The sequence below is a fragment of the Meridianimaribacter sp. CL38 genome (assembly GCF_004328055.1).
GTDB classification, from domain to species: Bacteria; Bacteroidota; Bacteroidia; order Flavobacteriales; family Flavobacteriaceae; genus Gaetbulibacter_B; species Gaetbulibacter_B jejuensis.
Window position 1 is genome coordinate 136,697 of sequence record NZ_QKWS01000002.1, and the last position, 14,074, is coordinate 150,770.

At 33.5% G+C, this 14,074-nt stretch carries 11 protein-coding genes; 7 read left to right on the forward strand and 4 right to left on the reverse strand.

The genetic code is table 11. The annotated features are described in order from the left end of the window. The first annotated feature begins 28 nt into the window (after positions 1 to 28). The 7 genes from aroC to DMZ43_RS05810 are packed head-to-tail and all read left to right on the forward strand — an operon-like array spanning position 29 to position 6,635. On the forward strand, positions 29 to 1,105 hold the full coding sequence (aroC, locus tag DMZ43_RS05780; RefSeq protein ID WP_131506636.1) for a chorismate synthase: 1,077 nt from the start codon (positions 29 to 31) through the stop codon (positions 1,103 to 1,105). A 9-nt stretch (positions 1,106 to 1,114) separates the two neighbouring features. Further along, complete coding sequence (locus DMZ43_RS05785) at positions 1,115 to 1,375, forward strand: hypothetical protein (RefSeq protein WP_131506637.1); 261 nt, start codon at positions 1,115 to 1,117, stop codon at positions 1,373 to 1,375. Positions 1,376 to 1,402: 27 nt separating this feature from the next. Further along, positions 1,403 to 2,728, forward strand: a complete 1,326-nt coding sequence (locus DMZ43_RS05790) for a dicarboxylate/amino acid:cation symporter (RefSeq protein ID WP_131506638.1) — start codon at positions 1,403 to 1,405, stop codon at positions 2,726 to 2,728. Between the two features lie 43 nt (positions 2,729 to 2,771). Beyond that, a complete protein-coding gene (gshB, locus tag DMZ43_RS05795) occupies positions 2,772 to 3,809 on the forward strand; it encodes a glutathione synthase (protein WP_129760030.1) in 1,038 nt (345 codons plus the stop codon). 3 nt (positions 3,810 to 3,812) lie between these two features. Next, positions 3,813 to 4,643, forward strand: coding sequence for a sulfurtransferase (locus DMZ43_RS05800; protein WP_131506639.1), 831 nt, complete (start codon positions 3,813 to 3,815; stop codon positions 4,641 to 4,643). Position 4,644: 1 nt separating this feature from the next. Further along, entirely contained in the window at positions 4,645 to 5,475 is an 831-nt protein-coding gene (locus DMZ43_RS05805) for an N-formylglutamate amidohydrolase (RefSeq protein WP_131506640.1), read from the forward strand. Continuing rightward, complete coding sequence (locus tag DMZ43_RS05810; RefSeq protein WP_131506641.1) at positions 5,475 to 6,635, forward strand: flavohemoglobin expression-modulating QEGLA motif protein; 1,161 nt, start codon at positions 5,475 to 5,477, stop codon at positions 6,633 to 6,635. The genes DMZ43_RS05805 and DMZ43_RS05810 overlap by 1 nt, the downstream gene beginning before the upstream one ends. Positions 6,636 to 6,776: 141 nt before the next feature. On the opposite strand, the gene DMZ43_RS05815 is transcribed toward DMZ43_RS05810, so the two are convergent. From DMZ43_RS05815 to DMZ43_RS05830, 4 genes are all read right to left on the reverse strand, one after another. Beyond that, positions 6,777 to 8,801 (reverse strand): DUF4139 domain-containing protein, encoded by a 2,025-nt coding sequence (locus tag DMZ43_RS05815; RefSeq protein ID WP_131506642.1) that lies wholly within the window; start codon positions 8,799 to 8,801, stop codon positions 6,777 to 6,779. A 375-nt stretch (positions 8,802 to 9,176) separates the two neighbouring features. After that, positions 9,177 to 9,596, reverse strand: a complete 420-nt coding sequence (locus DMZ43_RS05820) for a thiol-disulfide oxidoreductase DCC family protein (protein WP_131506643.1) — start codon at positions 9,594 to 9,596, stop codon at positions 9,177 to 9,179. An 81-nt stretch (positions 9,597 to 9,677) separates the two neighbouring features. Next, the gene (locus DMZ43_RS05825) at positions 9,678 to 11,843 is read right to left on the reverse strand and encodes a DNA mismatch repair protein MutS (protein WP_131506644.1); all 2,166 of its coding nucleotides are present in this window, start codon (positions 11,841 to 11,843) and stop codon (positions 9,678 to 9,680) included. Between the two features lie 278 nt (positions 11,844 to 12,121). After that, positions 12,122 to 13,804, reverse strand: coding sequence for a T9SS type A sorting domain-containing protein (locus tag DMZ43_RS05830; RefSeq protein WP_131506645.1), 1,683 nt, complete (start codon positions 13,802 to 13,804; stop codon positions 12,122 to 12,124). Positions 13,805 to 14,074 lie beyond the last annotated feature (270 nt).

The window sequence follows — 14,074 nt, forward strand, 5'->3', positions numbered from 1 at the left end:
CATTTACATTAGCGTAAAATAAATGTATATGGCAGGAAATTCCTTCGGAAAATTATTTAAACTTACCACATTTGGTGAGTCTCATGGAGTAGCAATAGGTGGTATTATTGATGGTTGTCCAGCAGGTTTAACTTTAGATTTTGATGCAATTCAAAATGAATTAAACCGAAGAAAACCAGGACAATCAGACATTGTTACCCAACGTAAAGAACCTGACACTGTAGAGTTCTTATCAGGTATTTTTGAAGGTAAAACTACAGGAACTCCTATTGGTTTTACAATTCACAACACCAATCAAAAATCAAAAGACTATTCGCATATAAAAGATACTTACAGACCAAGTCATGCCGATTATACTTACGACCAAAAATATGGCACAAGAGATTATCGTGGTGGAGGTCGTAGTTCTGCTAGAGAAACTGCAAGTAGAGTAGTAGCAGGAGCTATTGCAAAGCAAATTTTAAAAGACATAAAAATAAATGCTTACACATCTTCAGTTGGTGATATTTATTTAGAAAAACCTTATCAGGACTTAGATTTTAGTAAAACCGAAAGCAATACAGTACGTTGCCCTGACGATGCTGTTGCAGAACAAATGATTACTAAAATAAAAGCCATAAGAAAAGAAGGTGACACCATTGGTGGCACTGTAACTTGTGTGCTTCAAAATGTTCCTATTGGCTTGGGAGAGCCTGTGTTTGATAAACTACATGCTGAATTAGGTAAAGCCATGTTATCCATAAACGCAGTAAAAGGATTTGAGTATGGAAGCGGATTTTGTGGCACAAAAATGAAAGGGAGTGAGCATAATGATTTATTTAATACTGATGGAAGTACAAAAAGTAACTTATCTGGAGGAATTCAAGGCGGAATAAGCAATGGGATGGATATCTATTTTAGAGTTGCTTTTAAGCCAGTTGCAACTATAATGCAAAATCAAGACACCATTAATAGTGAAGGTGAAATAGTAGAAATGCACGGAAAAGGAAGACACGACCCTTGTGTAGTTCCAAGAGCAATTCCAATTGTTGAAGCCATGGCTGCATTAGTATTAGCAGATTATACACTCCTGCGAAAGCAGGAGTCTCATAATGATTTTGATTAGAAATTAAAGTTGAAAGACCTAGAAGAAAATTATAAAGAAAAAAGGAAAACAACTCCTTTAACAAGAGAAGAATGGCTCACATTTTTCTTTTTCCCATTTCAATCGAAGAAAAGTGCGTTAGATACTAATACTTTTAACAAAGTTGAGGAAGAAAGGTTTCAAAAGTTTGGGTTTGAAAAAAAGATAAAACAATCAGCTGAGGCAAGGGCTTGTGGTTTGGCTTTTTATATTTTACTGTTTTCAATTATTGTTGTAATTGTGAATTGGTAAATTTTACTGATAAAAAAGAAGAATAAGATGAAAAAAATAGCATTACACTGGAAGATTATAATAGGAATGATTTTAGGTGTCATTCTCGGATTTATTATGAATTCCATTTCAGGAGGAAAAGATTTTGTAACCGATTGGATTGCGCCTTTTGGAACTATTTTTATCAACTTATTAAAACTTATTGCTGTTCCATTAATACTTGCATCATTAATTAAAGGTGTATCAGATTTAAAAGATATCTCTAAGATTAAATCTATGGGATTACGCACAATTGCTATTTATCTGTGTACAACCGTAGTAGCCATTGTTATTGGTTTGTCTATTGTAAATGTGGTGAAACCAGGAGCAGGAATGTCTGCCGATACACTCGAAAAAATTAAACTCAAATACGAAAATGATGCAGGTGTCACTGATAAACTAACAAAAGCTTCAGCACAGCAAGATGCAGGTCCTTTACAAGCGCTTGTAGATATATTTCCGAGTAATATTTTTACAGCTTTAGGTGAAGCTAAAATGCTTCAGGTAATTTTCTTTGCGTTGTTTGTAGGTATTTGTTTACTACTTATACCTGAAAAGAAAGCTAAACCTTTGGTTCGGTTTTTTGACTCACTCAACGAAGTAGTCATGAAAATGGTAGATTTAATTATGCTTTTTGCTCCTTATGCTGTTTTAGCTTTAATGGCAAATGTAATTGTTGCGTTTGATGATACCGAAATTTTGCTTAAACTTCTCAACTATGCATTATGTGTAATTGTTGGGTTAGTTATCATGATTGTCTTCTATTTGATATTAGTAAAACTTTACACTAAAAAATCACCTATCTGGTTTTTGAACAAGATGTCACCAGCACAACTTTTAGCTTTTTCAACAAGTAGTAGTGCTGCAACGCTTCCTGTTACTATGGAACGTGTTGAAGAACATATTGGAGTAGATAAAGAAGTATCAGGTTTTGTATTGCCTGTTGGTGCAACCGTAAATATGGATGGAACTAGTTTATATCAAGGTATTGCTGCAGTTTTTATCATGCAAGTTGTATGGCCTGAAGGATTAACTATAACCAATCAATTAGTAATCATCGCTACTGCAATACTTGCATCTGTAGGTAGTGCAGCTGTACCAAGTGCAGGTATGGTAATGTTAGTAATTGTATTGGAATCTGTTGGTTTCCCTGCAGAATTATTACCTATTGGTTTAGCGCTTATTTTTGCTGTTGATAGGCCTTTAGATATGTGTAGAACAGTTGTAAACGTAACAGGAGACGCTACTGTTTCAATGATGGTTGCTAAGTCATTAGGTAAATTACACAAGCCTAAGCCTAAAAATTGGGACGACCATTACGAACATGTTAAATAAAATAGCTACTTTTAAAATAGTCTAACTTACCAAAATCAAAACTATGAATGTTTGCTTTTTAATGTATCCATGGGAAAATATTGATCCAGAAAACGATACAAGCTTAGCTTTAATAAAAGAATGTGCAAAACGTGGTCATGGTGTTGCCTTGTGTTCGCCTGCAAATTTAACTATTAGAAATAGTGTTACTAATGCTTTTTGTACAGTTGTAGGTAGAATGGATAAAGTGCCCTCATCATTAAAAGCATTTTATAAAAAAGCCGAATTACGAGAGGAAATGTTGCCACTCGCTGGTTTTGATGCTATCTTTTTTAGAGCGAATCCGCCTTTGGATCCTATAATGCTTAACTTCTTGGATTCAGTTAAAGATGATGTGTTTATCATTAACTCTTTAGAAGGTATGCGCGAAGCAAATAACAAGTTATACACTGCAGCATTTGGTGATGCGCATAGCAACATTATTCCTAATACACACGTATCAAAAAACAAAAGGTATTTAATTAAGCAAATCAAGGAATCAAAAGCCGATAAAATGATATTAAAACCACTAAATGGATTTGGTGGTTCTGGTGTTATTCTTATTGAAAGATCAGCAATGAGCAATATCAATTCATTGTTAGATTTCTATATTTCAAATTCTGATGGAACTTCAAACTATGTCATTCTTCAAGATTATATAGAAGGTGCAGATCAAGGTGATGTTAGAATTTTAATGCTCAATGGAGAACCTGTTGGAGCCATGAAACGCGTTCCTGGAACTGACGATCATCGCTCTAATGTGTCTGCTGGTGGAAGCGTTCAAAAACATACACTTACTAAAGCTGAAAAAGCCTTATGCAAACAAATTGGACCAAAACTAGTTAAAGACGGTTTATACTTTGTTGGTATTGATGTTATTGGAGGAAAATTAGTTGAAGTAAATGTGATGTCTCCTGGAGGCATAACTTACATTAATAAAGTATATAAAAACAAAACCAAAGTTGAAGAAAAGGTTATTGATTTCCTTGAGAGTAAAGTACTTGATAATCTGGAAGCATTTAACCGTCGTTCGCGATTAAGAAAAACTGTAGAAGACGCTTAGTATATGCTACACGTTCCAAAGCCTTTAGTATCTGTTCATTGGCTAAACCAACATTTAGCGGATGAAAATCTTATTGTATTGGATGCTACTATTGGAAAAGTTACTGAAGCTAATTCTGATAGTAATGCTTCAAAACAGATAGTCTCTGCACGTTTTTTTGATATTAAACAAAAATTTAGCGACACTAATGCGTCATTTCCTAATACATTTCCTTCTGTAGAGCAATTTACTGCGCAAGCACAAGCATTAGGAATACATAATGATAGTTGTATTGTAGTGTATGACGACAAAGGTATTTACTCAAGCGCTCGAGTTTGGTGGATGTTTAAAGCTTTTGGTTTTAATAATATTGCGGTTTTAGATGGTGGACTACCAGAATGGATTAAACATAATTATCCACTAGAAACAAAAGCTGATTATTCAGGCAAACCTGGAAATTTTACAGCAAGTTACAATACAGGATTTATAAAGTTTTTTGACGATGTAGTTAACGAAGTTGGTGAAGACAACCATATTATCGTTGATGCACGCTCACAAGCTAGATTTAGTGGTGAAGAACCTGAACCTAGAGTTGGTTTAAGAAGTGGCAATATTCCTAGTTCTTTCAATATACCTTATACGTCTTTACTCGAAAATGGTTGTTTTAAAGATATTGAACAATTACAGGCTATTTTCAAGGCTGTTTTAAGCGAACATAAGCAAACTACTTTTACTTGTGGTTCTGGTATTACAGCTTGTGTTTTGGCTCTTGGAGCAGAATTATCAGGATATAAAAACCTATCAATTTATGATGGTTCTTGGACTGAATGGGGAAGTTTAACCGAAGACGAATAATATGGAACGTTTATCTGTAGAAAAAATCATTGAAAATATCAATCTTGAAAAGTGTTTTCATGCTGTAGCTGAAGATTATTCTTTCACTATAAAAATTGATGAATATGTACATTACGCTTGTGGAGCTGTACACGATGGACATCAGTTTAGAAAAGAACTTTGGGACAATTGTTTGCATACAGAATATGATCGATGGTATGAAGAAGACCCTGAAACTAAAAACATGATAGCTTCACATCCAATTGTTATTGCTGGTTGCGACTCTAGATTTGAATATGATTTGAATAGAACTCCAGAAGACGCTGTTTTTGAAACTGCTTGGGGAAAACAACTTTGGAAAACACCACTTCCAGAAGCCCAAAAAACTAAAAGTTTGAATAAGCATGCTACTTTTTACAAAGTAGTACATGCGCTTATCAATAAGCTCGAAGAAAAATTTGGTGTTTGTGTTGTGTACGACATGCACAGTTACAACTGGCAACGTTGGGATAGGGAAGTCCCTACTTGGAATTTGGGTACAAGTAATGTGGATAATAATCGTTTTGGACCATCTATTGAAGCTTGGAGACAAAGTCTTTCAGAAATTAAATTCCCTAAGAATATCCCATCTACATCTAAAATCAACGATACGTTTCAAGGCAATGGATATTTCTTAAAATATATTACCAATAACTTTAAAAATACCTTAGTTTTGGCAACCGAAATAGCTAAGGTGTATTGTGATGAGTATGACCAAATTATTTATCCTGAAGTTGTTTCGACAGTAGCACAAGAGCTTAAAACCAGATTACCAAAACATGCTGCTGAGTTTTATAATACTTATTCTAAATGATGCTTGACGATACCTTAATTGAAGAATACCAAAGCCTTTTTGATATTGATGCAAACCTAAACCGCTTGGTTAAAAAAATAGAGTTGCTCAATTATATTAATCCGTTGAATATTGAAAGTGAAAAAAAACAGTTTTTTGCTTCTAAATACAAGTATGAACCTAACTTTAAGTACCCAAAATTAAAGTTTAACGGTTACAAGCTACATCGTTTATTTTACTCACAGCGTTTAGAGCGTATTGAAGATGATGATATTCGTCAGTTATACGAAGATATAATTTATGAATATTCTGGTTTGATTGAATGTATTGAAACCATTAACCAAGGTAGAAAATTCTATTTCAACAGCTTAAAAAGTTTTGGAACACCAACTGAAAAGGATATTGACAACGCTAAATTTATTCTGCGTTTTGATGATACCGACTTTGAAGAAGACATGCTTCCTATGTACGATGCTAATGAAGCAAAAGCGTATTTTGAAGACTTCGCAAAGCGTTATGATTTTAAATACAACTTAAAACTATCAACTAACATTTCAGCAGCTGCAATGGTGATTAACAATACACAAACGTTAGTATTGCGTAAAAACCATAAGTTCAGCAAAAATCAATTAAAAGTATTGGCAAACCACGAGATTGGAGTACACATGGTAACCACTTTTAATGGGTTAAACCAACCTTTAAAAGTGTTTTCTAACGGATTACCAAACAATGTTGAAACCCAAGAAGGTTTAGCAGTGTTTTCTGAATACAAATCAGGATGTTTAACCTTGACACGACTAAAGGAATTAGCATATAGGATTATTGCTGTAGATAGCTTAATAAAAGGCTATTCGTTTGCTGATACGTTCGATTTACTTTACAGTCAATATAAACTCAACAAAAACAAAGCCTTTTCAATAACCTTGCGAGTGCATAGAGGAGGAGGTTTTACCAAAGACCATTTATATTTAACAGGTTTAGAAAAAGTATATAAATACGCTAAAGCTGGTAAAGACTTGGATGTATTATTAACAGGAAAAGTGTCTTTAGAATATATTGATACCATAAAAAAACTTCAAGAATTAGGTTTAGCCAATACGTCAAAACACTTTACTGATGCTTATCTTAACGATGATGTTGCTAATAAAAACCTAGATTTTATTTTAAAAAGTTTAAAGTAAAGCCTCAAAACAAAAACATCTATTAGTTTTCCTAACACTTGTGTAAGGTTAGACATGCCTTACACAAGAATTTGAGCAGTTCCCAACTAACTGAAGTTAGGCTCAAACTGATGTCGCTTCGTTTTGAGGCTTATTTTTTTGTCACATATTAATGCGTTTATATTTAGGATATTTCAATGTATATCCAAAATTCAGTTTTTTAGATTCGTTTGAAGACAATTTTAGTTTCCATTCCATAATTCCTTTGTCCTCATCATAACTTGAAGTGCCTGTTTCAATATCATCTACTTTAATGTCTTTGTTTTGGCTTATTGGAATTCTATCAAGTACAACAATATCAATTGAAGTAGGTTTGTTATTCTTTAATTCAATATCATAATTTTTAGTAATAATCTTGTTACTGCCTATAAAAGCGTTCTTTTTAAAGTCTTTATTTTGGGAACGTTTTATTGCAACATTAGGATCAACTCCCAAAGATACTATAAGACTGTCAGTTGTAGCGTAAGGGTTAATGTTGGTTGTTCCTGAATAGCTACCTTCAAAATACACATTGGCTTCAGCAGGTAAAAGATTATACTGTTCCCAATTGCCAATTTTTGCAGTTAAAAATACGTTTTCGTTTATCACAGGAGCAGCAAAATAAGAATACGTTGCATCAATTGAATACGTGTCAATCTCAATAACTGTTATGTCACCATTTGAAGTAATTGTATAATTTTTTTGAATTTCAAATCGTGTATTTGTAATACCTTCATCAATAAAATCACCATTACTGGTTGTTCTTTTTGTGGTAACTAGTACAACACCATTTGCAGATCTAGAACCGTAAATACTTGTAGCACTTGCATCTTTTAAAACACTAATGTTTGAAATACTGTTTTGGTCTAGTTGTTTAAAGTCTTTTGCGTCCATTGGAACTCCATCAATAATATATAGAGGGTCTTTCTCTTTTTTAACCGAATTATTACCTCGTATTCTTGTACTTCCATAACCAACAACCACAACTTCATTAAGTTGAGCAACATCTTCTTGCATTGAAACATTAATCGTGCTTGAATGTATTGGTAAGACTTCGCTTTGCATACCTACATATGAATATTCAATAGTATTGCTTTCTCCTGTAACCCTCAACGTGTAGTTTCCGTCAAAATCAGTTTGAGTGCCATTTGTAGTACCTTGTTCAATAACACTAACTCCTGGAAGTGGTAAACCATCTGAAGAAGAAGTTATGGTGCCTGAAATAGTCTTTACCATTGGGTTGTACTTGTAATTATAACTTTTTGTGGCACGTTGATTTTGATAATTACTATAAGGACTTATAAAATTTAAAAATTTAGTGTTTACATCTGGTTTTAAATTGTTTGTTGTTGGGTCACTGGTAGAAAGCGTAAGTTTTACATCATCCCAATTAATACCAGTTGCTTGGTACACATGAGCCTTATATTGCAGGTTAATTGGCGCATCAATTTTCTCAGCTTTTAAATCGTAAATAGGGAACCATCCTGCGTTTGTTACATTGTATTTGATTATCAAATTTAGTTTTTCTGTTACTGCTGAGTTAAGCTTTAAACTAATTTCACCTGTTTGCACTTTATCATCTACATTAAGCTCTTGTAATTGCTTTTGAATTAATAAAATTGACGCATTGTATTCTTTTTTTTGTTTTTCAGATTTGTAAACAAGCGCATTAATCTCTGTAATACGAGTTCGGTAGTAATTAGCAAAAGCCTTAACTTTTTCTAAACTTACTGTTTCAGTATCACTACTTAATTTTCGGTTATTTTGAATTATAAAAAGTTCTTCGTTATACCCAGAAATCAATTGGTCTTCTATTTGAATTTTATCGTACAATACATCTTTTTGGGTTTGTAATGAATCTATTGTTTTGGTATAATTTTTTTTGGTTAAATAATTGATGCCATAGTTGATAGAAAGTACAGAGGCTTGCTTTAGTCCAGAAACTTGAATGCTACTCTCTTGAATATTAGGAGAGAGATTATCCAAAACAAATTCGGTTGTGCCAACAGGAACACTAACAGTAGTTGTTCGTGTTATTTGTGCTCCATTTAAGTACACTGTGACTTCTTTAATAGTGGAAGACGTATTTTTCTTGTTAGCAAAGCCAAGAGTTGAAACTATAAAAAATAATAGTAGAATGTTTTTCATGATTGTAGATGATTTAGTTTTGTTTAGTAAAACTATTACCACACCACGAAAATTAAAACCTCTATTGAGTTTAAGGCTTCTTTCTTTGAGTATAATCCTATTTTGAGTTAGTTAACAAACAGATAATTAAAGTTATGCAGTTCATAGACATTATTTACAATTATGCTTTTTTGAACAATTTTTTTAGGCTTTATATCGATATTTTTGTGCTCACTAACACGTAACGTATACATTTACAATATTAAAATAATGTGCTATAAATCAAACTTTTATAATTGATTCCCTTTAATTATTAAAGTAATTTTTAGAGTTAAATTAGTTTTTAATTAGTTGTTAATTGTTAGAAAAAGCCCACTTAATCAAGTGGGCTTTTTTTTATTTTAAAAATTTAGATTGTAACTCTGGAGTAGGTATCATGCAAGCCTCTTGTTTGCCATACCATTTGTAACGGTTTTTGGCAATAAAATCGTAAACCCAATTACGAATAAACGCAGGAACGATTAAAAACACAGCCATCAAGTTTCTAGGAAAACCCAATTGAGATGCTATTTTTAAAGCAGCTGTAGATTTGTAATGCAGTCCTTTTTCGTGTGAAAACAATAAAATAGAATCTATTTTAGAGGTATCTATATTAAAATCCTTTATGATTTCTTGTCCTGTATTGTTTTGCAATGCAGTAAACATAAACGAATTGTGTTTATCATGTTTAATAACATATTGAACGGAACTATTGCAAAGGTTGCAAACACCATCAAAAAGAATTAATTGTTTATGTTTTGGTAAGTTGTATTTCACAATACAAAAGTACAATATCTTACAGTAGCGAATTTAAAAAATTGAGTTAAAACCGTTTGAACTCAAAATCATTTGAAAGTATTATTTCTTAGCTTCAACCAACTCCAATAAGTCCAAACTCACATTGGTTGTAAACATGCCATAGTTAACGGTTGCTTTTCCTTTTTCAATAGTATCAATACTACCAATAGCACGACCATCTTCCATACGAACTCTATCGCCAACTTTTAAAACAGGTTTTGGTTTTTCAACTACAACTTCCTTTTTCTTAGCTGCTTTTTTCTTTTGTCGTATAACATTTACTTTCTTTTCAACTTCCTTTTTAACTTGCTGTTCTTTGTTCTTTTCAGCACGTTTTTGTTTTGCTGAAATCTTCTTGCGCTTAGAATTTTCTATCTGTACAAGCTTAAAAAGTTCGTCCATAAGTTGACGTTTACGCTTGTTTTCAAAATAACCTTCGGCAAGTTCGTTTACCTTTTGACCTAAATAAATCAAGCGTTGGTTACTATCATATAACTCTTGATAGTTCTCTAGTTTCTTCTGAACTCTAGCATTGATTTCTTCTAGCTTATCAGCTTCATTTTGCTTTTTCTGTTCGTTCTCTTTTAATGAACGCTCTGTCTTTTCAAGCTTACTACGTTCTTTTTGAAGCTTAGCAATAGTTCGGTCAAAACGAACTTTACCACGTTCAATTTTCTTTTTTGCTCTGTTGATTAAACTATACGGAATTCCGTTTTTTTGCGCTACTTCAAACGTAAAACTACTTCCTGCTTGACCTAAAACCAGTTTAAACATCGGTTCCAAAGTTTTTTCATCAAACAGCATATTGGCATTTTGCATAAACGGTAATTCGTTTGCCAAAATTTTTAGGTTAGAGTAGTGCGTTGTAATAATTCCGTAGGCTTCTCTATGGTAAAACTCTTCCAAAAAAGTTTCAGCTAAAGCTCCACCAAGCTCAGGATCACTTCCTGTACCAAACTCATCAATTAAAAACAAGGTGTTTTTATTGCACTTTCTTAAAAAGTAATTCATTTGTTTTAAGCGATAGCTATAGGTACTCAAATGGTTTTCAATAGATTGATTGTCACCAATATCAGTAAGAATTCTATCAAACAAACACACATCACTTTTTTCGTGAACAGGAATAAGCATACCACTTTGCAGCATAACCTGAAGCAATCCTATGGTTTTTAAAGTAATACTTTTTCCACCAGCATTTGGTCCTGAAATAACAATAATCCTGTTTTCAGGTTGCAGTTCTATAGATTGCGGAAAAGTCTTTAAACCTTCCTTTTTATTAGATAAATAGAGTAGTGGATGGTAAGCATTTTTAGCAATATAGGTTTTATTGGTATTGATATTTGGCAACAACGCATTGGTACTTTGTGCATATTTTGCTTTAGCAGCAACCACATCAATTTTAGTTAAAAAGGTTTGGTATTGCTCCAAAAGCTGAACGTAAGGTCGTGTAGCTTCGGTAAGTGCTTTTAGTATTTTTTCAACTTCTTCTTGTTCTTCAAACTCAAGGTTGTTGAGCTCTCTGGTATGTTGAAACGTCGATTCAGGTTGCATGTAAATAATGCTTCCTGTTTTGCTATTACCAAGAATACTACCTTTTACTTTGCGTCGGTACATGGCTTTAACAGCAAGCACACGCTTGTTTTCAATAACGGTTTCCCTGATATCATCTAGATAATCCAAAGCACTGTAACTGTTAAGCGCACTAGTAAAACTTTGGTTTATTTTTCCTCTTACATTGTTTATAGATTGCCTAATGGTGTAGAGCTCTTGTGATGCTTTATCTTTTACATCACCAAATCGATCAACAATTACATTAATTTGATTGATTAGCTCCTTAGTAACTTCAATGTGGGACGCATAAGCGGATAAAGTAGGATAATACTCTTCAAATTTCTTTAAAAACGTGATAATCTCATTACAAACGGTTGAAATGGATACAATTTTTTTAAAGCTAAGAGTTTCCAAAACCGAACCTTCAATGTTTAAGAATTGTAATTCTCTGGTGATGGGTTCAAATCCATGATTAGGAATTCTGTTTTCGTTTTCAAAAGACGCCAGATATTCATTGGTCATGTGTAGCTCTTGCATTAATGTGTTACGATTACTAACAGGAGTAATTGCAAGACATTGGGTTTTACCCAAGTTGGTTATACAATACTCTGAAACCTGTTGCAGCACAACATGAAACTCTAAATCTTGTAATGTCTTTTTATGAATATTAACCATACTATTTGCTGCGATAGCAAGAAGCTTATTTATATGTAGTGAAACCTAATTTTTTAAAAGGAGTACAAACTTACATAATACAATTGAACTATGGAATTTTTTGGAGTTGCGCTTAACGGTCTCGGCTATGAGTAGTTGCGTGGTTTAGCACTAAACTTTGCAAGTACACACCAAACTGAAAATCCTTGACGATTTTCAGAAGTAGGCGAGAACAAGCAATTACTTATAGCCATTGTTGTGTACTGTTAAACTTTGATTACTTTTATCAATACAATAACTTAATCTATCAAAAATTTCCTAGTTATAGTCCCTTTTAGGGATTCAATTTTCAATATATACATACCTGTTGAAAGATTCGATACATCGATGGTTGTTTCTCTTGAAAAGAATAAAAACTGTCCTTTATTGTTATAAATACTAATCTTTTTTAATTGGGACCTATCAGGTAAATCTAACTTAATCTGTTTATTCGCTGGGTTTGGATATATCAATAATTCTAACCATTCATCATCATTGATACTCAGTCCAGCATTAACAAGATCAATAACTGCCTGTATTTCTTGTGCTGTTGGATTTGTTGGGTCAACATAAGTTCCATTGGCAAGAGCAGTAGAATAACTTATTCCTTCTATTGCTCCAGATACACCTTCGATGCTATTCAGCTGTTCTGCCGAAACTTCGATTCCATTCAGATTACCAAGAATATCATCAATTACTGCTCGCAATGCCAAACCTGACGACATATCAAACAATCGGACATGACCTGTGTCGTTGCCAGTACCACCATTGTTTGAAGCTGAAGATCCTATGGCAATAATTGAACCATTTGCGGATGAACTAACAGCATTTCCCGATAAATCTCCTGCTGATTCTCCATAAATCTCTTGTCCAACTAAGACCCAATTACCTTGTTCTAATTGATATACTCTGACCTGTCCTGATTGAAAATTTTCATTTGAGTTTAGAGGCGCTCCGATAGTCAGAATGGTTCCATCAGTGGAAATACTCACTGAATATCCCGACCAAGTGTAGGTGTTGTCGTTGCTGCCATTATCAATATTTTGTCCAATTTGAACCCAATTTCCAGATTGATTCTCAAATACACGTACTTGAGATTCTGTTACTGAACTGCCATTGCCTCCTATTGCGATAATAGAGCCGTCTGCAGATAGACTTAATGAATAACCAGTACCCTTAGAATAACCATCACCATAAATATCCTGTCCAATTTGCACCCAATTTCCAGATTGGAATTCATAAATTCGCACTTGTCCTGAATTAAGACCATTACCATCATTAGATCGTGCTCCTGCGGCTAAAATAGATCCGTCGGACGATAAACTCACTGACCAACCAAATTCATCCTCAGAATCATCACCATCAATATCTTGTCCAATTTGGACCCAATTTCCAGATTGATTCTCATAAACTCTTACATGGCCAGAGGCAAAACCATTATCTTCATTAAGAATTGCTCCAACAGCTACTATTGAACCATCATCAGACAAACTCACCGAATGGCCTGATTGATCCCATTCTGTCTCACCAGCAATATCTTGTCCAATTTGAACCCAATTATCTGATTGGTTTTCATAAACTCGAACATGACCAGATGAATTTCCATTATCATCATTTAGTTTGGCTCCAATGGCTACGACATTGCCATTACCTGATAAATATACAGAATGTCCTGACCTGTCACCGTCGTTTTCACCTTCCATATCCGACCCAATTTGTGTCCAAGTTCCATTTACATTGCGAAATACTCTTGTAATACCTAGATTAAAACCATTACCGTCATAGTTATGTGCTCCAATTGCAACAATAGTTCCATCTGTAGACAAACTAACGGACCATCCAAAACCCTCTGAAGGTTCTACGCCTTCAATATTCTCACCGATTTGAGTTTGACTATAACTCATTAAAGAAATAAATAAAAGCAGTGGGAAAAGATTTTTCATTATACGGCAATTTAAGATTTGTCTTACAATAATAGCAATTGTTTAAGGTTTATTCAAAATATTTCCTCCAAGTAATCAAAATATAAGCAGTTTTAATTGTACACAACTTTATAAGATATGGATTGTTTTAATTATCTATACCTATCGTTAAGTGAAGTTAAAGTTTTCAATTTTAGTAATCAAGGTGTTACCTGCGTTTGTGAAATTAATTAATGCACAAATTGTTAGTAACTAATAGTTGTGTTTTTCAGAAGTAGTCGAATCCGCCGT

Bases quoted from the DNA above. Each gene is read 5' to 3' on its own strand.
- DMZ43_RS05805 (WP_131506640.1), top strand. From the start codon at position 4,645: ATGGAACGTTTATCTGTAGAAAAAATCATTGAAAATATCAATCTTGAA.
- DMZ43_RS05815 (WP_131506642.1), bottom strand. From the start codon at position 8,801: ATGAAAAACATTCTACTATTATTTTTTATAGTTTCAACTCTTGGCTTT.
- DMZ43_RS05830 (WP_131506645.1), bottom strand. From the start codon at position 13,804: ATGAAAAATCTTTTCCCACTGCTTTTATTTATTTCTTTAATGAGTTAT.
- aroC (WP_131506636.1), top strand. From the start codon at position 29: ATGGCAGGAAATTCCTTCGGAAAATTATTTAAACTTACCACATTTGGT.
- DMZ43_RS05810 (WP_131506641.1), top strand. From the start codon at position 5,475: ATGCTTGACGATACCTTAATTGAAGAATACCAAAGCCTTTTTGATATT.
- DMZ43_RS05825 (WP_131506644.1), bottom strand. From the start codon at position 11,843: ATGGTTAATATTCATAAAAAGACATTACAAGATTTAGAGTTTCATGTT.
- gshB (WP_129760030.1), top strand. From the start codon at position 2,772: ATGAATGTTTGCTTTTTAATGTATCCATGGGAAAATATTGATCCAGAA.
- DMZ43_RS05800 (WP_131506639.1), top strand. From the start codon at position 3,813: ATGCTACACGTTCCAAAGCCTTTAGTATCTGTTCATTGGCTAAACCAA.
- DMZ43_RS05790 (WP_131506638.1), top strand. From the start codon at position 1,403: ATGAAAAAAATAGCATTACACTGGAAGATTATAATAGGAATGATTTTA.